Raw genomic sequence first — 23,810 nt, 5'->3', positions numbered from 1 at the left:
TCATGGGCTGGATCGTACAAGCCATCACGACAGGCATCGCTGCCTTTGCTGCCACTAACATTGACGACATCATCATCTTGATGCTCTTCTTTGCCCAGGTCAATGCAATCCTCCGCCCTTATCACATTGTTGCAGGTCAATATCTAGGGTTTTTAGTATTGATTTTGGCGAGCCTTCCTGGCTTTATAGGTGGATTATTGATTCCAAAAGCATGGATCGGGCTACTGGGAATTCTGCCAATCATCATTGGAGTGAGTCAGCTTCTCAATCGCGATAAACCAGATACCGATGTTCAGACCTTATCGCATCAGTCAGGCTCGACCTCAGAGCGATCGCCCTCATCTAAACTGGCAGCGCTACTCACCCCGCAAACCTACAGTGTGGCAGCCGTCACCCTCGCCAATGGAGGAGACAACATCGGCATCTATGTTCCCTTATTTGCCAGTTGTGATTTGCCCATGTTGCTGCTAATTCTTACCGTTTTTTTCGTGCTGATTGGAGTGTGGTGTTATGTTGCTTATCGCTTAGCCCGATTCCCGGCGATCGCTCATCTTCTAACCCGCTATGGCCGTGCGATCGTTCCGTTTGTGTTGATTGGTTTAGGGATGTTCATTTTACTTGAAAGCAAAACTTATCAACTGTTCACATCTGCCCCATTGTTTTAGTTCTAAACTCGAAGGAGATTGACCATGAAACTGTTCAAATTGCTGCTGATTGGATTGATGCTTTTCCTCAACATTGCCGTTGCTCAACCCGCTCTCGCCGATCCACCTCCTTTAGATCAAAATCCTGACTACACCCAAATTACTGAGACGTTAGTCAACTTGACTCAAGCACAAGATACCGACACTCCCCCTGAAGGAATGACGATGGAGCAAGTGCAACAGCAAATTGCGGATTTGCAATACCAGAAATACATTATGGAAACGGGCGAAGACACGATTTGCCGCAATGATACGGCTCAAGTGATCGCCGTCTATGGTGACAAGTCTAAAACATCAACTTCCACCTTTGATCAGGTCATGTACCTTCTGCCCGCAGGAGCAGAAACCGATGATGATTGGGCTTGCAAAGGAATCTACTTGCCTAATGATGTCAAAGTAGCAGGGTTGAATGTCGGCAGCGCAGCCGCTATTAAAGTTCTGCAAGGTACCCAATTGATCGCGACAGAAAATCCCGATACAGGAGCGATCGAGTTAAATCTTCCCGCAACCCAAGTCTTCAAGTCTGGAGATTTGAATTGGGAAATTCCCGATTTGACCCAGGCAGACCTGACCACTCAATTTCCCGCTGCACCCTTAGATTAAGCAACTTCAGGTCTCCGACTTCTTTGAGAAGTCGGAGACCTGAACAACTAAACTGGTTCATTCAGGAGCAATCATCTGAATATTCTAGAATTTTCCGTATTAGTGTGGGCTGGCTCGTTCCTGGCAGGATTTTTGGGAGCGTTGACGGGTTTAGGTGGCGGTGTGGTGATCGTTCCGCTGCTGACCTCTGTATTTGGCGTGGATATCCGCTATGCGATTGGGGCATCGCTCGTCTCAGTGATTGCAACCTCCTGTGCAGCAGCATCCACCTACATTCGCCAGGGCTATGCCAATTTAAGGTTGGGTATGTTTCTGGAAGTGGCCACAACTATTGGAGCCATTGTAGGAGCACTACTGGCAACCATGATTTCGATCAAGCTATTAACGCTGGTGCTGGCGATCGTACTGCTCTACTCCGCTTATTTAGCCCAGCAGCCCAGGGCAGAAGCTCTGACAAATGAAGCAGAAGAACCGCTGACTCAACAACTACAACTGCATGGCACCTATCCAACCCCTGATGGGTTAATGAGCTATCAGGCTTACTCGGTGCCACTGGGATTTGGGCTAATGTCGATCGCAGGCGTTCTATCTGGACTATTGGGAATTGGCTCTGGTGCGTTGAAAGTGCTAGCAATGGACCAGGTCATGCGCCTACCGTTTAAGGTATCGACTACCACCAGCAGTTTCACGATTGGCGTAACGGCGGCTGTTTCTGCGGGTGTGTATCTGGCGCGAGGCTATATTGATCCAGGATTGTCAATGCCTGTAATGTTAGGGGTGTTTCCTGGTGCCTGGTTGGGTGCAAAAGCGTTGATGGGTACAAAAGTGAGTGTGTTGCGGGTTGTATTTAGTGTTGTCCTGGTCGTGATGTCATTCAAGATGGTTTACAACGCATTTGGAGAGATGTGAGATGCCTCCCGAGTCCGAAGTTCAAATACCTACCTCAACCGTAACCGCCCAAGCCCTGTCGATCGCCCTTGAGCATCCTCCAGTCGTTGTTGATCTGTCGGTCAGTTGTCAGGACTATCCCCAGCACCAGTTAGACGAGCGATCGCCTGATTGCCGATTAGGAATAATCCTCAGCAATCTACTGAAGTATGGTGTGTGGCTTGCCACTGCAATAGTTTTATTGGGCGGCATTCTATATCTTGTCCGACACGGTATGGAACCCGTTAACTACCATATTTTTCAGGGCGAACCTGATATGTTTCGATCGCCTGCCGGAGTAATCGATGCAGTACTTTCCGGTCGTCGTCGCGGCATTGTGCAGCTAGGGCTATTATTCTTAATTGCAACCCCCGTCCTGCGGGTTCTAGTGTCTTTTATCTTCTTTATTAAGCAGCGCGATATTCCCTATGTAATCATAACGGGCTTAGTCATTAGTGGCTTGCTCTACAGTTTGCTGGGAGCCTATTTCTAATACACTTCATTCATGCAGAATGGGCTAACTTCCAACTCACCATCACTAGGATCAGGTAAACAGCAAATCGCAACGCTTTCTGAGGTGCGGCTTGACAGAGTTTTGCCCCTATCAACACACCCGGAATTGATCCAACCCAGATGGGAAGAACTAAGCTCCAGTCCACTGTCCCTAGCGTTAAATGTCCTAAAGAGGTGACGCTAAGGAGAATTGCCGCCTGAGTTAAATCAGTGCCCACTAATTTCTTAGCATCTAGTTGAAACAGGGCGATTAATACCAGGGCAAACATTGAACCAGATGAAACGCTGGTAATGCCAACCATGCAGCCTAATATTGCACCAACCGCGATCGCGATCGCCCTTCCATTCAAAGTATCTAGATTCAGCTTGGGTAAGGAGGGCAATTCCAGCGACGGAGCCACCATCATCAGGATCAGTTGCAGGAGTGCCACCAGCGTGATCATCAGAATGGCAATGCCCAGTAATCGCAGCAGTAGACTATCTAAATTAATGTCACTTTGTCGAATGGAATGCAGCAGACCAACCCCAACGAGGGAACCCGGCACACTGCCTGAAGCTAACCATTTCACCGCCTGTACATCAACCGTCTGCTGCCGCCAGTGTTTTACCCCACCCACAATTTTCATCAACGTTGCGGCAACTACGTCAGAGCTAACTGCTATCGAAGCAGGCACCTGAAACACAACGATGAGCATGGGTGTGATCAGAGAAGCACCACCGATTCCTGTCAGCCCCACAATAATTCCAACTACAAAACTGAGGGATGAAAGCAGTAGGTAGTTCATCTTAGCGATCGCCTCCAAGGGGCCACAGCACACTCAAGCTAAACGAACTTCCTTCTAGCTCTAACCCAGGAGTTTCCAAAATGTGGAAATGAATTAACCCCAAAATAATTAAGGTGTAGACCGTGGAGGAAACTACACCTGTAAGCAGTTCTTTCTTAAGATTGCGCTCTTTTGCCTCACCCTGGAAGACATCCATAATCCCCAGTTGCATCAGCAGGATTCCCGCTACATTAGAGAGCCAGTACCCGGCGATCGCCGCAGGTAAAAAGAAATCAGGCGAAAAGCGGCTTGCCAGGTAGCCCAGCCCATAGGCAAACGGTAGATTAAAAAACAGGTCGTTCCACCAGGAGAGCGGCGACAGCAAATACCCCAAGACTAACAAAAAGCCACCCCGCAGGCGTTTGAGTGGAGTTGGTTGTTCTGGGCTAAACGCCGAAGTTGAATCAACGGGCGCATCTGGTTCTGACAGACGTTCCATAAAATACGGTAATTTGACGTAGTTACCGTATTTTATCACCGTGCTGGACGAAAAACTGCAAATTTGCAGTTCCAGCGCCAACCTTTACATGCTTCAAATAATTGAACGCACTACTCCGCCATCTACTCGCAGTGCGGCTCCATTCGTGGCCGAGGATAGAGGACTGGCAACAAATGCAACTAGCGCAGCAACTTCTTCGATAGTCGCAAAGCGTTGAATCAGAGAAGAGGGGCGCGTTTTCTCAAAAAACTCCTTCTCCACCTGCTCTGGTGAAATCTTTTGCTCTGTTCCCAATCCTTGAATAAACTCTTCTACCCCTTCTGAGCGCGTGGGTCCTGGTAGCACTGAGTTTACGGTGACATTGGTCCCGACTGTTGTTTCGGCTAAACCTCGTGCTAGAGATACCTGAGCAGTTTTTGTCACCCCATAGTGAATCATTTCAGCGGGAATATTCACGGCAGACTCACTGGAGATAAAGATGATTCTCCCCCAGTTTTTCTGCATCATCTTAGGCAAGTAATGTCGAGAGAGCCGAACGCCACTCATGAAGTTTACTTCCAGGAATTTTAGCCACTCATCATCTGAAATTTCGCTAAAGGCTTTTGCACCATAAATGCCCAGGTTGTTGACTAGAATGTCAACCTCTGGAACTTGTTGAAACAAAGCGTTTGCACCATCAGCGGTACCCAAGTCAGCAGCCAGTCCTTGCAGTTTGACATCGGGCGTCTTTTGTTTGATCTGATCAATAGCTGCATTTACTCGTGCTTCGGTGCGTCCGTTGATAATGACGGTTGCTCCTTCTTGAGCCAAGGTGGTGGCGATCGCCAGTCCAATTCCAGCCGTCGAACCACTCACCACTGCAACTTTGCCAGTCAGTTGAAGATCCATAGTCTTGAATGTCCTAGAAAGCGACTGGAAACTCAGACTATTTGAACGGTTTCTAGCGACTCAAGTCATCCCTCTGACGAGGGGAAAAAGGGCGATCGCCCCAAATTTCTTCATCAGTTCCAATTATTTTGCATCCTCTGCATAATCGCGTGCACACGCTATATTGACCTCTTGCGATAGATGACTAATGATGAATTTGTTCTTCACCTAACCTGGAAGCTGCTCTAACGTGCTGCGATTAAAAGTAAAGTTTGGGTAAAGGGCGTTTTATTCTAGAGCCTAATTCACTCTGATCCGGGCGTTGAAATCTGCTGATGACCAAACTGATTATTCAAATTCCTTGCTACAACGAGGAAGCCACCTTAGGAATGACGCTAGCTGAGCTACCGCGCCAGATTCCTGGCATCGATCAGGTAGAGTGGCTGATTGTCAACGATGGTAGTAGCGATCGCACCGTTGAAGTAGCGCTAGCCAATGGAGTAGATCATGTCGTCAGCTTTGCCCGCAATCAAGGATTAGCTCATGCCTTCATGGCAGGGTTAGAAGCGTGCCTTAAGGCGGGGGCAGACATCATTGTAAATACGGATGCAGACAATCAGTACTGTGCGGCTGACATTCCCAGGTTGGTTGAGCCGATTTTGCAAGGCGAAGCAGACATCGTGGTAGGAGCGCGACCGATTCGGCAAATTAAGCATTTTTCGCCCATCAAAAAGCTGCTGCAAGGGTTTGGCAGTTGGGTGGTTCGGCTAGCCAGCAAAACGAATGTCGTGGACGCGCCAAGCGGCTTTCGGGCAATCAGTCGAGAGGCAGCGCTGCGACTAAATGTGTTTAACGAATACACGTACACCCTAGAGACCATCATTCAGGCAGGGCGGCAAGGGATGGCAATTAAGTCAGTGCCGATTCGCACAAACGGCTATTTGCGTCCCTCGCGGTTGGTGAAAAGCATTCCCTCGTATGTGAAGCGATCGCTTCTTACCATTCTGCGAATCTCAATGACCTACAAGCCGCTACGTTTTTTCGCGGTTTTGGGCAGCATTCCCTTTTCTATGGGCTTTTTGCTAGGAGTTCGTTGGCTAGTCTTGTTCTTCCTAGAGAATGGGACGCGATCGCGCGCACCTAGTCTGATTCTGGCGGCAATCTTGATTCTGATTGGCTTTCAACTGTGGATGTTTGGCTTAGTCGCAGACCTGATGGCGGTCAACCGCAAAGTATTAGAAGATATTCAATTGCGCCTGCGTCGAGCAGAACTGAATTCCAACCAAAAAGAGCGATGAAAATGGGGAACGGGATAAAACACAGCTTCTGGAGCCGCTTTCAAACACAGGTGATTCAACCCAAGAATTGCACGCACTGTGGCACATGTGTGGGACTGCATCCAGAGCTGCTGGAGTTTCGGGAAACTCCATCTGGTCCACTGCCCTTTTTGCGTCGAGCTTTGACTGATGCAGAAGACCAATCGCTGGGGCTGGCATGGGCAGTTTGCTCTGGGCGTGGCGTTCCTTATCCTAACCTGCTGTCATACCTGAACAACGGCAAGCCTAACAGTCCGCTGCTGGGTGCTTACCGGCAGGTGTTTACGGGCTATGCGGCTGACCCAGCCGTTCGACGGCGCGGTGCATCGGGCGGAGTAATCAGCCGAGTCCTGATTCATTTGCTAGAAAGCGGTCAAATTGAAGGAGCCGTCGTGTTGCGTCAGGGCTTGCATTCCCCAGAAGCCGCGACCCCGGTAATCGCTACCAGTCGAGAAGAAATTCTTGCAGCGGCTCAAAGTATCTATGCCGTCACTCCGACGCTGACGATTCTGCCTGAAATCGCAGCATTCCCTGGTCGTCTGGCGTTTGTTGGGCTCCCCGAACAGGTCACTGCACTGCGAATGCTCCAGGCAGCAGGACATCCTGCTGCTCAGAAGGTCGTATTTGTGGCTGGTCCTTATACAGGGACGAACATGTATGCGGGAGCAGTACGGGCGTTTTTGCGGATGCAGGGGGTGAAGGATGCGATCGCCATTACTTCACTCCAGTGGCGAGCAGGCGAATGGCCTGGCTACCTTCAGGTTGAAACCGCTGATGGGCGTGTCTTCAAAGCCCAAAAGTTTTACTACAACTACCTAATTCCTTTCTACATTTCGCGCAACTGCCAGATCACGCCCGACTTCACCAACGAAGCCACCGATCTATCGGTCGGGGATGCCTGGTCGCCCCAATTTGAGCAGGCAGGGGGTGGACATTCTGTGATTGTGGCTCGAAGTGAATTTGCTGAAAAAGTTCTGTTCGCGATGCAGCAATCTGGCAAACTGACGCTAGAGCCAATTCCCGTCAATCAAGCATTGGGAATGCACGGTCATATGCTCGACTTCAAAAAGCGAGGCAGCTTCATTCGGCTAGCCGTGCAGCAGCGACAGGGCATTCCTGTTCCTGACTTTGGCTACCGTCCTGAAAAAATTCCCCTCAGTCGCTGGCTCGTCGAAGTTGTAATCAGCGGTTCTTTTCTAATTGGTCGTCAAGCTTGGGCAAGATGGCTAGTTTCTAAACTGCCAATGGAGCTCGTTGGTCCAACCTTTAACTTCTTGCGTAAAACCTGGAAGGGGTTGTCTAAGCCGACTAAGCGGAAGGGGTTGGCTGAGGTGAGGTTTGTTGAGGAGGGGGGGAGCGATCGCTGGCAAGAAATTCAGTCCAATGTAAAAGGGTAGAGTGCTATAGGATCAAACTAAACCAGACTATCAGTAAGATTTGGTGAGGGTGATACGCTTTTATAGCAGTTCTTCAGAACTCCTAACTCGTTGTGCGATCGCCCTCAACCTCAATGTCTGACTTGCCTTCCCAATTTCGCCACTACGTCAACTGCCAGATGGCGCGGGTGCTAACCCAGATGGATCGTGACCCTGATTCACCCACTTTTGGCTGCTTCGATCGCAACTACTGGCATTACAAAATTCGTGATTTTCCCTCGGCGATTCTTCAGCAGGGTATTTTTACTTTAGAGGCAGCACGAGCTAGACAAATTGCCGTCAACGTTTCCTCTGATGTAATCGAGCGCTGGTGTGTCGGTGCAGTGAATGCGCTGGCACGGCAGGTCGATCGCCAGGGTGGAGTAGACGAGTATTACCCGTTTGAGCGCAGCTTTCCAGCAGCGGCGTTTGGGCTGTATGCGGCAAGTCGAGTGCTATATGACTGGCAAACCAACGCCCCGCATCTACTTGATTCTGTAAATGAGGCTCCCCTAAGGCGACTGGCACAGAAGCTAGCGGGACGGGTAGAGCAAAAGGCAATGAATCAACAGGCAGCGGGACTAGCGGGGATTGCGCTGGCTGCAAAGGTGGGAATCATTGCCCCAAGCGCCATTCAGCCGATCGCCGATCGCCTCTTCCAGTCGCAGCACCCCGAAGGTTGGTTTAACGAGTATGGTGGGCCAGATTTCGGCTATCTGACCGTCACTCTGGATGCACTAGCCGATTATCATGACGTAACTCACGATGAGCGAGCGATTCAGGCAACGGATAGGGCGATCGCCTTCCTCGCTCAACTGGTAGGCGCTGACGGTCGATTGCCTTCTACTTTGAACTGTCGCAACACTGATTATGTGGTGCCTTACGGATTGGTTCGGGCTGCATCCCGCAATCCTCTAGCAAGCTGGTTAGTTGAAACGCTATTTCGCGATTTAGGACAACCCAGCCATCCGATCTGGGCAACAGATGACCGCTACCACTGTCATTATGTATTCGCCAGTATTGTAAGAAGTTTGCCTTACTTAGACGCAATGCAAGCAGCTCAGGCTCCAACTTTTCGACCTGAAGTTTGGTTGGAGGGTTGTGGTTATTGGGTTTGCTGGTCAAGCGATCGCCAGTGGACTACCTACGTTGCAGCGCGCAAAGGTGGCTTAGTCAGAATTCATCGTCAGAATCAGCCGCCTGTTGTTGACCACGGTTGGCGAATTGGGGCAAAAGGCGGACTCTGGACAAGCAACTGGTGGTCAGATGAGTGGTCGATTCAGCGGCAGGGACAGGAAATTTGCATTCGCGGCAACTGTCAGAAAACTCAGTTTCACGTTGCTAGCCCTGTCAAACATGCCGTTCTGCGGCTGTTGGCCTGGCTGTTTGGTGAAAAGCTGGTCCCGTTTTTAAAGCAAAAAATGATTTTTCGATCAGGTAAGGCAGACGGGCCGCAGTTTGAACGACGGGTACAGATTAGTTCCAATGGAGTGCAGCTTCAGGATCAGATGGAGGCACGGGCAGGGGCGATCGCCACGACTAGCCCACGCCAAAACCTGCGCCACGTTGCCAGTGCAGACAGCTTTAGCCCTGAAGAATGGCAGCCTGCGTTACTTCCCCCAACTCGTCAAGCGCTGGATCGCAAGCTGCAAGTTAGTGCTAATTGGGCGGCAGGCTCGGATCTATGAAACGGCTGGTTTCTCTGGCGGTTAGCCTACTCATCCTGGGTGTGATTTACTGGCAAATCGACACTCGTGGACTGGTGCAGGTATTTCAGCAGAGCGATCGCCTCTGGTTGGGAATCAGTCTGGGAATGGTCGTGCCGCTGACGCTGATGACGGGCTGGCGGCTTCAGCAACTCATGCCCCACGAGCGAGACAAGCAGCAAGCAACCTCTCCACCTTTGCCGTTTTGGGAAGCAAATCGCTTAATTCTGGTTGCCTGTGTGTTGAACATGGTGCTGCCCTCAAAAATGGGCGACATTGCTAAAGCTTACTTCATGCGCGATCGCGGTCACCTGGATGGCTCTCTCGCCGTTTCCCTGGTGGTATTTGAAAAAGCCTGCGATTTGCTGTCCCTGTTACTGTGGTGCGCTCTGGGATTGGTGCTTTACCCGCAAAAGGGCTGGATCTTTTGGGTAATGACTCTCAGTGTCGTATCGGGGCTGATTGTAGGACTGCTGCTGTTAGGGTCGCGCAAATTTGCTCAGTTCTTCTTTCAGCTAGGTCAGTTCATTGCTCCCAAAAAAACAAAAGCCAACCTTGAAGCTTTAGGTAAAGCCTGGGAAACCATGCACGCCTATTTTTGGGGCGATCGCCTGCACCTGCTCAAGATTGTTGGCACTTCAATTCTGATCTGGTTTTTTCATCTACTGCAAATCTGGTTTTTTATCTTCGCTCTCAAAGCCTGGACACCGTTTTTGGCGAATCTAGCACTGGCTCCGTTGGCAATTTTGGCAGGATTGCTGCCACTTACCTTTGCTGGAGTGGGTACCCGTGATGCAGCGATTATTGCTTTTTATCAACCCTTTATCGACACACCAACTGCTGCTGCATTAGGACTGTTGTGTACATCGCGCTACTTGTTGCCTGCGATCGCTGGACTCCCCTTCCTTAGCGAATATTTAGGTAAACTGCGTCGTTTAAAGAGAACAGCCCGTAACCCAGAAAACCTTTAGGAAAGCAACAGCCTTGATACGATGGGTAAACTTCTCCTCGACGAAAATAACTCGATAAAAATAAAGCGATCGCAACGGATGGAAAAAGGGCATTGCTGATCTGATGTATGAATTTCGTAGGGTCATGGCATTGCCATGACCCTAACTAGAAACTGCTCCAGTGCCCTTCAGGGAGCAAAACACCACCCCAGTGCTTTGCCTGCTCAAGGGACATTCGATAGACCCAGGCTTTACCTACTGGTTGGCGATCGCTCCCCCAGACTTCAATCTCCTCCCGCTGATATTCGTTTTCCTCAGCAGGGCGATCGGGGGCATAGTTCTCCCATTCATCCAGATCCTTTAGGACAGTTGAGTCAGCAAAGGTCAGCAAAAATCCGTAAACCCAACCCTTTCCTAGCGTCATTGCCGGATAGCCCATTGGTAGCGCAAACAGTTGACCGGAGGCGATCGCTTCACACACCGCCACTACTTTCCCCGCACAATATCTTTGATAGGATGCTTCATCCGGTTTCAACGTTCCGTAGACGAATACTCTAACTAGAGGTGAGTCACAGCCCTGTTGAGCCTGGAGCATAGGAAGTAGACAGAGATCTAAGTTAACTGGCTCAAGATTCTATAACGTCGTCGTCATCCATGACCGATCGCCCATTACCAATTACGATGACTGCTAGCCCCGCTTAGCCCCACGAATTTGAGTAGCTAGGCTATTTCCGGGAAGTCACCATTTAGAATGGTGTAAATACTTAACGTTTGAATCAGGAGACCTGTGCGTGGAATCCCGTTATAACCCAGCGGCGATTGAGGAAAAATGGCAGCAAGTTTGGGCAGAGCAAGCGCTGTATCAGGCACTAGACGACAGCGACAAGCCCAAGTTTTACGCGCTGTCGATGTTCCCTTACCCGTCGGGCAACCTGCACATGGGACACGTCCGCGTCTACACGATTACCGACGTGATTGCTCGGCTCAAGCGAATGCAGGGGCATCGCGTTCTCAACCCAATGGGCTGGGATGCGTTTGGGCTACCCGCAGAGAATGCTGCCATTGATCGGGGCATTCATCCAGCAAAGTGGACGTATCAAAATATTGCTCAGATGCGAGCGCAGCTTCAGCGGTTGGGCATCTCCTTTGACTGGGAACGTGAGCTAGCAACCTGCTCGCCCGACTACTATCACTGGACGCAGTGGATTTTCTTAGAGTTCTTCCAGGCAGGGCTAGCCTACCAAAAAGAAGCAACGGTTAACTGGGACCCGATTGACCAAACCGTTTTGGCAAACGAACAGGTGGATAGTGAAGGGCGTTCTTGGCGATCGGGCGCTATGGTCGAGCGTCGCCTTTTGCGTCAGTGGTTCCTCAAAATCACCGCTTACGCTGAGCAGTTGCTCAAGGATTTGGATCAGCTTTCTGGTTGGCCCGAGCGGGTCAAGCTGATGCAGGAAAACTGGATCGGCAAATCTACTGGTGCTGAAGTCGTTTTCAAAACGGAAACTGGAGAGGCTTTGCCCATCTTCACCACTCGCCCTGACACGCTCTGGGGTGCAACCTTCATGGTGCTCTCACCAGAGCATCCTTTAGTAGAAAAGTTGACCACTTCAGAGCAAGCGGAAACTATTCAAGCCTATCAAGCTGCCGCTGCCGCTCAAAGCGAAATTGACCGCACGGCTGAGGATCGCGAGAAAACAGGCGTTTGGACAGGCAGTTATGCAGTCAATCCAGTCAATGGCGAGAAGTTGCCCATCTGGATTGCAGACTACGTGCTGATGGGCTACGGTACGGGCGCAATTATGGCAGTTCCCGCCCATGACCAGCGTGACTTTGAGTTTGCCAGAAAGTTTAATTTGCCAATTAAAGTCGTTGTTCAGCCAAACGACCAGACTCTTGATGCGGATAGCATGACCGCAGCCTTTGTCGGTGAAGGGGTAATCGTTCACTCTGAAGACTTGAATGGGGTTGCGGCTGGGAAAGCCCCAGGGCAAAGTGTTGAAGCGGCTGTTCAATGGCTGGAGAAAAACGGCAAAGGCAAAGGCACCGCAACCTATCGCCTGCGCGACTGGCTGATTTCTCGTCAGCGCTATTGGGGCGCACCCATTCCGATCATTCATTGTCCCAACTGTGGAGCTGTTCCGGTTCCAGCAGCAGATTTGCCTGTGCAGTTGCCAGAAGACGTAGAGTTTTCGGGACGTGGACCTTCCCCCCTAGCACAGTTAGAATCCTGGATTAACGTGCCCTGCCCCAGTTGCGGCACCCCGGCAAAGCGCGAAACAGATACGATGGACACGTTCATCGATTCCTCGTGGTATTTCTTGCGCTACCCGGATGCTAAGAATGGTCAGCAGGCGTTTGATCCGGCAAAGGTGAACGGCTGGATGCCGGTTGACCAGTACGTGGGCGGTATTGAACACGCGATCTTGCATTTGCTGTATTCGCGGTTCTTTACAAAAGTGTTGCGCGATCGCAACCTGCTCAATTTCGACGAACCCTTCCAACGTCTATTGACTCAGGGTATGGTCCAGGCGGCTGCTTACAAAAATCGGACTACAGGTAAATACATTCCTCCGAGTCAGATTAACCCTGCCGACCCTAAAGATCCTGAAACAGGTGAGCCGCTGGAAGTCTCCTACGAGAAGATGTCAAAGTCAAAGTACAACGGCATCGATCCAGAACAGGTTTTGGCAAAATACGGCGCGGATACTGCTCGGATGTTCATTCTATTTAAGGCTCCACCCGAAAAGGATCTGGAGTGGGATGATGCGGATGTCGAAGGTCAGTTTCGCTTCTTAAACCGAGTTTGGCGCTTGGTGGCAGAGTTTGCTGAAAAGGGGCGATCGCCTGCCGCGTCTCCAACTCCAGCAGCCGAGTTAACCAAGCCTGAAAAGGAACTGCGATTTGCCATCCATTACGCCATCAAAGAGGTCAGTGAAGATCTGGAAGGCGAATATCAATTCAACACTGCGGTTTCAGAATTGATGAAGCTGAGCAATGCTTTAGCAGATTCCACTTGCAAAGACTCACCCATTTACGCAGAAGGAATCAACGCTTTAGTTCTGCTCCTGGCTCCTTTTGCGCCTCACATCGCAGATGAAGCATGGAAAGTGTTGGGACATTCTGGCTCAGTGCATCAGCAAAGCTGGCTTACGCCTGATCCAGCGGCACTGGTTGTGGACGAAATTCCGTTAGTGATTCAAATTAACGGCAAAACGCGAGGTACGATTCAGGTGCCTGCCCAAGCAGACAAGCCTGCCCTGGAACAGTACGCCCGTGAGTCAGAGATCGCCCAGCGCTACATCACAGATAAGGAAGTTAAAAAAGTGATTGTAGTGCCTGGGAAACTGGTGAACTTTGTAGTGGTCTAAACCCGATCGGATTCGCTCTAATTAGCTGACAAATAGTTTCTGACTGAGGCAGGATGTAGCTCATCCTGCCTTATGTCATTGTAGAGATAGGATCAGCAGCCACTCAGACGGGACAAACCCATGAAACTACGAAATTTAGGACATATATTGACTGGAGTTCTTTTGGCTGCTGTAGTTGCCTGCGCTCCTCCATCAACCCAAACGCCCTCTGCAAGCCAGGATATCCAACCCGAAAGTGAAGCTTCTTCAGATGAATCATCCCCTGAAGCTCAAAGCTATAGCGAGTCATCTGCCCCTGAGACTAAAACGGCTCAACTCAGTGTAGAAGGGGAAACAACTGAAATCGAGCTAGAACGCTTTGTCTCAGAGTCTTCACCTTTTATCACTTACTTTCCCGCTGAGGACTTCATGCCAGAGGTAGCAGGAGGAAGCAAAGAAGAGGGCGATCGCTTCTACTTCAGCCCAACGGGTACGCCAGACCAAAAAGCCTACGTCCAGATCGTTTTTCCAGAAGGGGCTTCTAGCTCTGAGGACGTGAAGGAACTAGTTTTGGGCGGTAAAGGCTTGTTAGCAGCCAACAATTGGGATGAAGTTAGTCAAAACAGTTCTTCTGCCTATCCCTGGGCAGTAGAGGAAATCATTTATGAGCAAGATACTGAAGCCGAAATCTACACAGGCGTTGTTTACATTGGCGAACAGAACGGTGAAGCTTTCTACGTAATAACTCACGCTCCGGTTGAATACGGTGATGGCTTTGATCCAAGAGCAAACATGATCTTAGAAAACTTAGAAGTCAGTAATTAGAAAATTGACAAGAACCATCAAAAGCAGAGAGGGAAGGGCGATCGCCCTTCCCTCTCTGCTTTTTCATCCTAAGGTGACTCTATTCCATCATGCTCGAATCTCAAAATCATTCGCCGTAATGGATGGAATTGAGCCAGTGTTTGTAGTTAACTGTGCAAACTGAACACCTGTGTAGAACAAGTTTCCAGTACCCAAGCTGTAGACAATGTTGGCACTGCCTGCTCCTGCGTCAGTTTCAACAATTGCAAAATCGCTCTCTTGGCTAAAAGCTAAACCTGGCCCGCTTTGCAGGCTAAAGGTAGTTTTATCCAACACAATTTTGTCGGTGTTGGATTGGAATCCTTCAATTCGGTCTGATCCCACATCGCCAGTTGCAAACACACTGCCGGTGTCATAGACAAAACGGTCAATTCCAGTCCCACCTTTGAGAACATCATTTCCTGCGCCCCCATTGAGGATGTCATCCCCGTTGTCGCCGTTCAAAATGTCATTCCCAGCTCCTCCAAATAGGAGGTCATTTCCTTCACTGCCAGAGATATCGTCATTTCCACCCAAACCAGAGAGTGTGTTGTTACCTCCATTTCCAGTAATGGTGTTGCTGGAATTATTGCCCGTACCGATGAGGGCATCACCAGTTAGAGATAGGTTTTCCAGGTTATCACTCAAAGTGAAATTAAAAGTAGATTGAACGGTATCTAATCCTCCATCGGTTGCCTCAAAGATAGTGTCAAGGTCATCAACGATGTAGGTATCATTGCCGCCACCGCCTTCCAAGATGTCAGCGCCATCGCCTCCAGTCAAAATGTTGTCACCTTGATTACCAATAATGCGGTTAGCAAGTCCATTGCCTGTGCCGTTGATGTTGCCTGCGCCCGACGCTAGGGTCAGGTTTTCAACGCCTGCTCCTAAAGTAAAGGTAACTTTAGAGATGACTAAATCAGCTCCAGAACCACCCATTTCATCAACTTGGTCGAGCAGACTATCAACATAGTAAGTGTCATTGCCTGCACCACCCATTAGAACATCGTTACCGGCACCACCATCTAGTCTGTTGTTACCAGCATTGCCAATGATAGTGTTTCTGAGGGCATTACCTGTACCGTCAATGTTGTCTTCTCCAGTCAGGGTCAGGTTCTCAACATCATCACCCAGCACAAAGGTGAATCCTGCTACAACGGTGTCAATGCCGCCGCCAGGGAGTTCGACGACGCGATCGCCTGCATCATCAATGAAGTAAGTATCGTTGCCCAAACCACCACTCATTTCATCAGCGCCTGCTCGACCATCCAAAATGTTGTCACCGCTATTGCCGATAATGGTGTTAGCTAAAGCGTTACCTGTACCGTTGATAGAAGCTGACCCAGTTAAAGTCAAGTTTTCGACGAAGTTGCCCAGCGTATACGTAACGCTAGAGTTTACTTGGTCAGTTCCCTGAGCCTCTAGTTCGACGATGACATCACCACCGTTGTCCACAATGTAGAGGTCATTTCCTGTTCCACCGATCAGTCGATCTGCACCAGCTCCACCATCTAACCTGTTGTTGCCTGTATTCCCTGTTATTGTGTTGGCAAGCTCATTACCAGTACCGTTAATGTCGCCAGCTCCAGGAGTCAAGGTCAGGTTTTCGATATTGCCCCCCAAAGTGAAGTTAACGCCAGAGCGAACTAGATCCAGCCCATCCCCAGCTTCAGTGACGGTATCTCCTAAATTGTCCACGATGTAGGTGTCATTGCCTTCTCCACCACTCATTGTGTCTGCTCCAGTTCCGCCATCGATGAAGTCATCACCTGCGCCGCCGCCCAGAACGTTACTGCCCTCATTGCCGACAATGGTGTTATTCAAGGCGTTGCCATTGCCAGCAATATTGCCAGCTCCAGCAGTCAGGATGAGGTTTTCAACGTTATCACTCAAGCTAATGGAGACACTGGAACGAACGGTATCGATTCCCTGGTTAGCTTCCTCAAAAACGGTGTCGCTCAGGTCGTCGATGATGTAGGTGTCGTCACCTGCACCACCTCTCAAATGATCTACGCCTGCTCCTCCATTCAGGATATTGTTGCCTTCGTTACCTGTGATCGTGTTGTTTTCGGCGTTGCCTGTACCGTTGATGTTTCCGGCACCGATTGCCAAAGTGAGATTTTCAATGTTGGCACCGCTGGCATTGCTCAAGTCAAAGGAAATGCTCGAAACAATCGTATCTATTCCACCTTGAGCACCACCAATCGTTTCAGAAACAACGTCGCCTGTGTTGTCTACAAAATAAGTATCGTTACCTGCTCCACCACTTAACAGGTCGGCACCAGCTCTACCATCCAAGATGTTGTTGCCTGCATTACCTGTGATGGTATTGGTAAATTCATTGCCTCTACCATCAATATTCTCAGTACCTGTTAGAAATAGATTCTCTACCGAGGTGCCTGCACCCAAAGTGTAAGATGCTCTAGAGAAAATAGTATCAACGCCTTCCCCAGCGTTTTCGGTAACGATATCGCCACTGTTATCAACGAAGTAAGTATCGTCGCCTACTCCACCAACTAGCGTATCAGCGCCTTCACCGCCGTCTAAAATATCATTACCGACTCGTCCTTCTAGACGGTTATTGCCGCTGTTACCCAGGATTGTGTTTGCTTCGGCATTGCCAATCCCATCAATGTTGGTTGAACCGGTCAGTGTCAAGTTTTCTAGATTAGTGGCGAGGGTATAGGTGATGCTGGCTTCAACAGTGTCGATGCCTGTGGTTTCAGTGATGCGATCGCCCGCATTATCCACCACGTAGGTATCATTTCCTGCTCCGCCAATCAGTTCATCGGCACCCACACCACCATCTAGCCTGTTGTCTCCTTCATTTCCAGTGATTGTGTTGATAGAACCGTTGCCTGTACCGTTGATGTTGCCTGCACCTGTTAGAAGAACCAAGTTCTCAACGTTGTTGCTCAGGGTAAAGCTGACACTAGATTCAACGGTGTCGATGCCTGCATTGACTTCTTCAACTACAGTATCGGTAACAGTGTCAACTACATAGGTGTCGTTACCGTTGCCCCCTCTCATTACATCAGCACCTACACCACCGTTAATTCGGTTGTTGCCGCTGTTGCCACTGATGGTGTTATTGAGAGCATTACCTGTGCCATCGATATTTGCAGTCCCTGTTAGAGTCAGGTTTTCTAGATTGTTGCCCAGGATGTATGTAACGCTGGCTTCAACGGTATCGATTCCGGTGCCGGTTTCGATGACGCGATCGCCTAAATTATCGACCACATAGGTATCATCGCCGTCTCCACCAATCAGTTCATCAACGCCTGCACTACCGTCTAAGCGGTTGCTGCTTTCATTGCCTCGAATGGTGTTATTTTCAGCATTGCCTATGCCGTTGATGTCACCTGCCCCTGCGACCAAAGTCAGGTTTTCTAGATTTGCCCCAAGGGTATAGGTGATATTAGACTCAACAGTGTCATTGCCAGCGTTAGATAGTTCGATAATGATGTCGCCTGCGTTGTCAACCACATAGATGTCAGCGCCCAATCCACCGCTCAGGTTGTCTACCCCTGCCCCGCCGTCAATTCGGTTATTGCCGCTGTTACCAACGATGGTGTTTGCCAGTCCGTTCCCTGTACCGTTAATATTTCCGGTTCCGGTCAGTGTCAGGTTTTCGACGTTTTCACTCAGAATGAAGTTGACGCTAGACTCAACTGCATCAATTCCAGCGTTTTCTGCTTCGATGACGGTATCGCTAATGTCGTCCACCACATAAGTGTCACTGCCAGCTCCACCACTCATTACGTCAGCGCCAGCACCCCCATCCAATCGGTTGTTGCTGCCGTTACCGATGATTGTGTTTCTGAGCGCGTTACCTGTACCGTTAGTAGCTGTTCCAGTTAGGGTCAGGTTCTCGAAATTAGCCCCCAGCGTGAAATTAACACTGGATTCAACTCGGTCAATGCCCGCGTCTGCGTCTTCAAACACAGTGTCGCTGAGGTTATCGATGCCATAAATGTCATCGCCCAGCCCGCCGCGCATAACATCAATGCCTGCGCCACCATTGAGAATATCGTTTCCGGCTCCACCTTCCAGAGTATCGTTGCCTGCCAAGCCAGAGAGGATATTGTTGGCTCCATTGCCGATGATGGTGTTGTCGCCCGTGTTGCCAATACCATCAATGTTTCCGACACCGATGAGTTCCAGGTTTTCAAGGTTAGAAGCGAGGGTGGAGGTAATACTAGAACGAACTGTATCAATTCCTGTCCCTACTTCATTAATGACATCACCCTCGTTATCAGTGATATAGAGGTCGTTGCCATCGCCGCCGCTGAGCAGGTCGGCACCTGTGCCACCATCTAGAACATCGCTGCCAATACCTCCTTCTAAGACATCGTTGTCAGCCTCGCCTCTGAGGATGTTGTTTCCGGCATTGCCTCTGATAGTGTTGCTGAGTTCGTTACCTGTACCGTCAATATTGCTGGTTCCAGTCAGAGTCAGATTTTCCAGGTTGTCCCCTAGCGTCAAGGTAACGCTGGATTCGACAGTATCTAGTCCTGTACCAATTTCAATGATGCGCTCGCCTACATTGTCAACCACGTAGGTATCGTTGCCATCGCCACCCACCAACTCATCCGCGCCAGCACCACCATCTAATCTGTTGTTTCCAGAATTACCGATGATCGTGTTAACCCCAGAATTACCTGTACCGTTGATGTTTTCAGTTCCGGTCAGCGTCAAGTTCTCAACGCTGTCACCTAGTGTGAAGGTGATACTCGATTGAACCAAGTCAATGCCTTCGTTGAGCAATTCAGTAACAGTATCGCCAACGTTGTCCACAATGAAGATGTCATTGCCTGCACCACCACTCATGATGTCTGCGCCAGCACCACCATCAATTCGGTTGTTACCGCTGTTGCCTCTGATTGTATTATTGCCTGCGTTACCTGTACCATTGATGTCCAGTGCGCCGGTTAGAGTCAGGTTCTCAAGCTCGGTTCCCAAAACAAAGGTGACACTTGATTCAACAGTGTCAATGCCTGCATTGGAAGCTTCGATGATTGTGTCGCCCAGATTGTCTACGACGTAGGTGTCGTTTCCTAAGCCACCAGTCATCTCATCTGCGCCAGCACCACCATCAATCCGGTTATTGCCGCTATTGCCAATGATGGTATTGTTGAGGGCGTTGCCGGTGCCGTTAATGTTGTCTGTCCCAGTCAAGGTCAGGTTTTCAAGGTTGTTGCCTAAAGCAAAGCTGACACTAGATTCTACGAAGTCAATTCCAGCATCTAGAAGCTCAGTGACGCGATCGCCTGCATTATCAACAATATAAGTGTCATTTCCTGTGCCACCATTAAGGCTATCTGCTCCGGTTCCTCCATCGAGTCTGTTATTGCCACTGTTGCCCATGATGGTGTTGTTCAAGGCGTTACCAATACCATCAATGTTATCCGAACCCGTGAGGAAGAGGTTTTCAACGAATTCGCCATTGGTTGCTAGATTGAACGAGACGCTGGATTCAACTGCGTCGATGCCAACACCAGAGACTTCCTGGATGCGATCGCCCACATTATCCACAATGTAAGTATCGTTTCCTAAGCCACCAATTAGTAAGTCGGTTCCAGCACCACCATCCAGGATATTGTCGCCATCAGTACCAGTAATGGTATTGGCACCAGCATTACCCGTACCATTGAGGTTTCCAGATCCTGTCAAGGTGAGATTTTCAAGGTTATTACCGAGCGTATAGTTGACATTGGATCTGACCGTGTCAAGTCCTTCGTTAGAGTTTTCTGAGACAAGGTCGTTAATGCTGTCAACAATGTAGGTGTCATCACCTGCACCACCACTCATTACATCATTACCTGCACCACCGTCTAGAGTATCGTTGCCGCCGTTCCCAAAGAGTGTGTCATTGCCACCCAAACCATTCAACGTATTGTTACCGTTGTTGCCAGTAATGGTGTTAGCTACATCATTACCTGTTCCATTGACGTTAGCGGAACCAGTTAAGGTCAGATTTTCAAAGTTTGCAGCTAGGGCAAAACCAATACTAGAGTTGATTGTATCAATCCCTTCGCTAGTTGCTTCAGTCACAACATCACCAGCAGCATCGATAAAGTAGGTATCATCTCCGATGCCACCTACCATCGAGTCGTTGCCTACACCTCCGTCCAGGATGTCGTTACCCGCACCACCAACTAGGACATCATCTTGCCCACCACCGCCGAGGGTATTGTTGCCGCTGTTGCCAATGATTGTGTTTACACTCTCATTACCTGTACCATTGATGTTCCCTGTACTAGTCAGGGTTAGGTTTTCTAACCCAGCACTCAGGGTGAAATTAACACTAGCATTTACGGTATCCGTTCCCTCATTAACATTTTCAGAAACAACATCGCCTACATTATCTACAACGTAGGTGTCATTTCCCAAGCCACCCCTTAATGCATCTGCTCCAAGTCCACCATCTAAAATATTGTTGCCGCTGTTCCCAATGATGGTGTTGTTCAGGTCATTACCTGTACCGTTGAAGTTTCCTGTTCCTTCTAGGGTCAAGTTTTCAATGTTCGCAACTAGAGTAAAGGTACTTCCTGCCAGGATAGTATCAGTGCCTTCTCCAGCCAGTTCAGTCACAACATCGGTAGACGCGTCAACAATGTAAGTATCATTGCCCGCGCCTCCAGTCATTGTGTCGTTACCTACGCCTCCGTCTAGGAGATCATTTCCTAATCCACCTAGCAACGTGTCATCACCAGCACCGCCACTAAGGACATCATTACCTGCTAAACCACTGATTGTATTGCTGCCGTCATTACCCGTTATTGTGTTAGCAAGGTCGTTGCCTGTACCGTTTAGATTGGCTGTGCCGCCCAAAGTCAGGTTTTCTAGGTTACCACTGAGGGTAAAGGTGGTGCCATTAGCTGCGCTTGTGGCAAAGACGGTGTCTGTTCCTTCATTTATGTTTTCGATGGCGCGATCGCCCACAGCATCAAAGAAATAGACATCATTGCCTATATCACCCAACATCGTGTCACTGCCTACACCACCATCGAGAACATCATTACCTGCACCACCGTTCAGAGTGTTGTTACCGTTGTTGCCTGTAATTGAGTTCCCTAGAGCATTGCCTGTTCCATTGATGTTGGCGTTGCCAGTCAACGTCAGATTTTCTAAGTTGGCACCTAGCGTGAAAGAGACGCTGGAATTAACCAAATCGGTTCCTTCTTCAGCATTTTCGACTACTGTGTCGCCAATGCCATCGATGGTGTAAATATCATCGCCAGCCCCACCTCGCATAATATCATTGCCAACACCGCCCTCTAAGGTATCATTGCCAACGCCACCCTCTAAGGTGTCATTGCCAGCACCACCCGTTAGGATGTTATTGCCGCTGTTGCCAACTATGCTGTTAGCAGCAGCATCGCCTGTTCCATTGATATCAGCTTCGCCGTTAAGGACTAAATTTTCCAGGTTGTTGCTAAGAGTAAAAGTATCGATAGAAACGACCGTATCAATTCCACCGCCTGCTGCTTCAACGATAGTGTCACTCGTGTCGTTAACAATGTAGAGGTCATTCCCTGCACCACCGATCAGGGTGTCCGTTCCGTCACCACCATCTAAAGTATCGTCACCAGTGCCGCCAGTGAGGGTGTCATCTCCACCGCCACCACTTAAACTGTTGTCACCACTGTTTCCTGTAATTCGGTTGTTCAGGTCATTACCTGTGCCTTCAATCCCGTCTGTTCCACCCAGGACAAGATTCTCAACATTGTCAGCCAGAGTGTAGGCACGGAGTGCGGAGATTACAGTATCATCGCCGCCATCGGTGTTTTCGGTGACAATGTCTCCTTCGTTATCAATGACATAGGTATCATCCCCATCATCACCTGCTAAGGTGTCAGTTCCTTCACCACCATTGAGATAGTCGTTTCCTGCGCGCCCTTCTAATGTGTTGGCACCACTGTTACCAATGATAGTGTTATTCAAGGCATTACCGATGCCGTTGAGGTTGGTAGTACCCGTTAGAATCAGATTCTCGACCTCGTCGCCCAAAACAAAATCAATGCTGGAAATAACTCTATCAACGCCACCACCAGGAGTTTCATTAATAGTGTCATTAAGGCTGTCAACGATGTAAGTATCATTACCAGCTCCACCCGCCATGCTGTCGTCACCAATGCCGCCATCCAGGAAGTCATTGCCATCACCACCTTGTAAGATGTCGTTACCTGCTGCACCTCTGAGGGAATCGTCACCCAGCCCACCCGTGAGAATGTTGCTGCCACCATTACCAATGATGGTGTTGTTGAGACTGTTACCTGTTCCACTGATGGCTGCGCTGCCTGTAAGGGTCAAGTTTTCAACATTGCTTCCCAAGGTAAAGGAAACAGTCGCGTTGACGGTGTCCGTTCCTGCATTAGCGCCTTCGATAGCGGTGTCTCTGACATTGTCAATAAAATAGAGGTCGTTACCCACACCCCCTCTCATTGCATCAATGCCAATTCCACCATTCAAGGTATCATTACCTGCATCTCCCTGAAGGATGTCATTGCCACTGTTACCGATGAGGCTATCATTACCCGCACCGCCTATCACGATGTCGTTGCCTGCTCCACCGTTCAGAATATTGTTGGAGGTATTTCCAGTGATTCTATTGTTGAGGGCGTTACCTGTTCCTCTGATTGCCCTGCCTGTTAAGGTGAGATTCTCCAAGTTACTGCCTAACGCCCAACTGGCAGATGCTTGAACCGTATCTATACCCTGGTTACTTCCCTCAATAATTCTGTCACTGGCACTATCTACTACGTAGATATCGTTACCAGCACCGCCTCTGAGGGTGTTTGTACCTGTACCACCATTGAGGGTGTCACTACCGTCACCGCCATCTAGCAGGTCGTTGCCATCTAAACCAAACAGTACATCGTTACCGGCAAGCCCAAATACAGAGTCAGCACTATTAGTGCCCCGAAGTGAATTGCTTCTGGAATTGCCATTGATAGTTGCCATGTTTAATCACCCTCGACCAGGATTAGTATTTGACTGAAAAGCAAAAGGAAGTGTTGATTTTAAGATTTCCGCTCTCAAAATCAGTTAAAGTTCTCGCAGTGTGAGAATGCTCTATAAGAGAGTTCTTCTCCATCAGAAAGATCACTTAACTAGGTGAGGAAACTCTGATGTGCTTAAGAAGTTCTCAGGATTTTCACTAGGATCGTGTTTCGTAAAGTTGCTACTGCTACGGATATACATTCATGCTGTAGAGCTTTGGATCGTCTCTGATACACCTTTAAACTGAGGCTTTGATTAGAGTACCCATCCCCTCTTGGTAATTCGCACAATCCGTTTTTTTACAGAAGATGAAACTGATGGGGAACTGACTACGGGCAGTTTCGTTC

The 23,810-nt window shown here is 49.3% G+C and carries 15 protein-coding genes; 10 read left to right on the top strand and 5 right to left on the bottom strand.

From position 1 onward, the window contains the following. Positions 1–2: 2 nt before the first annotated feature. The 4 genes from H6F88_RS08740 to H6F88_RS08725 all read left to right on the top strand — a co-directional run bounded on the left by H6F88_RS08740 (position 3) and on the right by H6F88_RS08725 (position 2,727). On the top strand, positions 3–665 hold the full coding sequence (locus H6F88_RS08740) for a cadmium resistance transporter (RefSeq protein WP_190642360.1): 663 nt from the start codon (positions 3–5) through the stop codon (positions 663–665). A 24-nt stretch (positions 666–689) separates the two neighbouring features. Further along, the gene (locus H6F88_RS08735; protein WP_190642359.1) at positions 690–1,307 is read left to right on the top strand and encodes a hypothetical protein; all 618 of its coding nucleotides are present in this window, start codon (positions 690–692) and stop codon (positions 1,305–1,307) included. 75 nt (positions 1,308–1,382) lie between these two features. Next, positions 1,383–2,216, top strand: coding sequence for a sulfite exporter TauE/SafE family protein (locus H6F88_RS08730; RefSeq protein ID WP_190642480.1), 834 nt, complete (start codon positions 1,383–1,385; stop codon positions 2,214–2,216). 1 nt (position 2,217) lies between these two features. Further along, a complete protein-coding gene (locus H6F88_RS08725; RefSeq protein WP_190642358.1) occupies positions 2,218–2,727 on the top strand; it encodes a DUF1634 domain-containing protein in 510 nt (169 codons plus the stop codon). A gap of 10 nt (positions 2,728–2,737) precedes the next feature. Here H6F88_RS08725 and H6F88_RS08720 read toward each other — a convergent pair whose 3' ends face one another. From H6F88_RS08720 to H6F88_RS08710, 3 genes are all read right to left on the bottom strand, one after another. Further along, the gene (locus tag H6F88_RS08720; protein ID WP_190642357.1) at positions 2,738–3,532 is read right to left on the bottom strand and encodes a sulfite exporter TauE/SafE family protein; all 795 of its coding nucleotides are present in this window, start codon (positions 3,530–3,532) and stop codon (positions 2,738–2,740) included. Between the two features lies 1 nt (position 3,533). Further along, positions 3,534–4,010 carry a hypothetical protein gene (locus H6F88_RS08715; protein ID WP_242050466.1) on the bottom strand — a complete coding sequence of 159 codons (477 nt, stop codon included), beginning with the start codon at positions 4,008–4,010 and terminating at the stop codon, positions 3,534–3,536. Positions 4,011–4,103: 93 nt separating this feature from the next. Next, on the bottom strand, positions 4,104–4,898 hold the full coding sequence (locus H6F88_RS08710) for an SDR family oxidoreductase (protein WP_190642356.1): 795 nt from the start codon (positions 4,896–4,898) through the stop codon (positions 4,104–4,106). Between the two features lie 314 nt (positions 4,899–5,212). On the opposite strand from H6F88_RS08710, the gene H6F88_RS08705 reads away from it, so the two are divergent. The 4 genes from H6F88_RS08705 (at position 5,213) to H6F88_RS08690 (ending at position 10,285) form a co-directional block, all read left to right on the top strand. After that, on the top strand, positions 5,213–6,175 hold the full coding sequence (locus H6F88_RS08705) for a glycosyltransferase family 2 protein (protein ID WP_190642355.1): 963 nt from the start codon (positions 5,213–5,215) through the stop codon (positions 6,173–6,175). After that, positions 6,172–7,590: a Coenzyme F420 hydrogenase/dehydrogenase, beta subunit C-terminal domain gene (locus tag H6F88_RS08700; protein WP_206756432.1), complete on the top strand. Its 1,419-nt coding sequence runs from the start codon at positions 6,172–6,174 to the stop codon at positions 7,588–7,590. The genes H6F88_RS08705 and H6F88_RS08700 overlap by 4 nt, the downstream gene beginning before the upstream one ends. Positions 7,591–7,703: 113 nt before the next feature. Beyond that, a complete protein-coding gene (locus H6F88_RS08695) occupies positions 7,704–9,296 on the top strand; it encodes a hypothetical protein (RefSeq protein WP_190642353.1) in 1,593 nt (530 codons plus the stop codon). Continuing rightward, a complete protein-coding gene (locus tag H6F88_RS08690; RefSeq protein ID WP_190642352.1) occupies positions 9,293–10,285 on the top strand; it encodes a lysylphosphatidylglycerol synthase transmembrane domain-containing protein in 993 nt (330 codons plus the stop codon). The genes H6F88_RS08695 and H6F88_RS08690 overlap by 4 nt, the downstream gene beginning before the upstream one ends. Before the next feature lie 145 nt (positions 10,286–10,430). Here H6F88_RS08690 and H6F88_RS08685 read toward each other — a convergent pair whose 3' ends face one another. Beyond that, complete coding sequence (locus H6F88_RS08685; protein WP_190642351.1) at positions 10,431–10,859, bottom strand: gamma-glutamylcyclotransferase; 429 nt, start codon at positions 10,857–10,859, stop codon at positions 10,431–10,433. Positions 10,860–11,055: 196 nt separating this feature from the next. Here H6F88_RS08685 and leuS point away from each other — a divergent pair, with 196 nt between their 5' ends. Together leuS and H6F88_RS08675 are read left to right on the top strand one after the other, a co-directional pair. After that, entirely contained in the window at positions 11,056–13,635 is a 2,580-nt protein-coding gene (gene leuS / locus H6F88_RS08680; RefSeq protein WP_190642350.1) for a leucine--tRNA ligase, read from the top strand. A 120-nt stretch (positions 13,636–13,755) separates the two neighbouring features. After that, positions 13,756–14,439 carry a hypothetical protein gene (locus H6F88_RS08675; protein WP_190642349.1) on the top strand — a complete coding sequence of 228 codons (684 nt, stop codon included), beginning with the start codon at positions 13,756–13,758 and terminating at the stop codon, positions 14,437–14,439. An 87-nt stretch (positions 14,440–14,526) separates the two neighbouring features. On the opposite strand, the gene H6F88_RS08670 is transcribed toward H6F88_RS08675, so the two are convergent. Then, a complete protein-coding gene (locus tag H6F88_RS08670) occupies positions 14,527–23,424 on the bottom strand; it encodes an RTX toxin (protein WP_190642348.1) in 8,898 nt (2,965 codons plus the stop codon). Positions 23,425–23,810: the final 386 nt, after the last annotated feature.

The sequence above is a fragment of the Oculatella sp. FACHB-28 genome (assembly GCF_014696015.1).
Classification (GTDB): Bacteria; Cyanobacteriota; Cyanobacteriia; order Elainellales; family Elainellaceae; genus JAAUTN01.
The sequence above is the reverse complement of the archived record's forward strand: the minus strand, read 5'-3'. Positions and strand labels throughout refer to the sequence as shown.

Excerpts from the sequence above, each read along its gene's own strand:
- H6F88_RS08685 (WP_190642351.1), bottom strand. The coding sequence starts at position 10,859 with ATGCTCCAGGCTCAACAGGGCTGTGACTCACCTCTAGTTAGAGTATTC.
- H6F88_RS08705 (WP_190642355.1), top strand. The coding sequence starts at position 5,213 with ATGACCAAACTGATTATTCAAATTCCTTGCTACAACGAGGAAGCCACC.
- H6F88_RS08720 (WP_190642357.1), bottom strand. The coding sequence starts at position 3,532 with ATGAACTACCTACTGCTTTCATCCCTCAGTTTTGTAGTTGGAATTATT.
- H6F88_RS08690 (WP_190642352.1), top strand. The coding sequence starts at position 9,293 with ATGAAACGGCTGGTTTCTCTGGCGGTTAGCCTACTCATCCTGGGTGTG.
- H6F88_RS08710 (WP_190642356.1), bottom strand. The coding sequence starts at position 4,898 with ATGGATCTTCAACTGACTGGCAAAGTTGCAGTGGTGAGTGGTTCGACG.
- H6F88_RS08695 (WP_190642353.1), top strand. The coding sequence starts at position 7,704 with ATGTCTGACTTGCCTTCCCAATTTCGCCACTACGTCAACTGCCAGATG.
- H6F88_RS08700 (WP_206756432.1), top strand. The coding sequence starts at position 6,172 with ATGAAAATGGGGAACGGGATAAAACACAGCTTCTGGAGCCGCTTTCAA.
- H6F88_RS08735 (WP_190642359.1), top strand. The coding sequence starts at position 690 with ATGAAACTGTTCAAATTGCTGCTGATTGGATTGATGCTTTTCCTCAAC.
- H6F88_RS08740 (WP_190642360.1), top strand. The coding sequence starts at position 3 with ATGGGCTGGATCGTACAAGCCATCACGACAGGCATCGCTGCCTTTGCT.
- H6F88_RS08715 (WP_242050466.1), bottom strand. The coding sequence starts at position 4,010 with ATGGAACGTCTGTCAGAACCAGATGCGCCCGTTGATTCAACTTCGGCG.
- H6F88_RS08675 (WP_190642349.1), top strand. The coding sequence starts at position 13,756 with ATGAAACTACGAAATTTAGGACATATATTGACTGGAGTTCTTTTGGCT.
- H6F88_RS08670 (WP_190642348.1), bottom strand. The coding sequence starts at position 23,424 with ATGGCAACTATCAATGGCAATTCCAGAAGCAATTCACTTCGGGGCACT.
- H6F88_RS08725 (WP_190642358.1), top strand. The coding sequence starts at position 2,218 with ATGCCTCCCGAGTCCGAAGTTCAAATACCTACCTCAACCGTAACCGCC.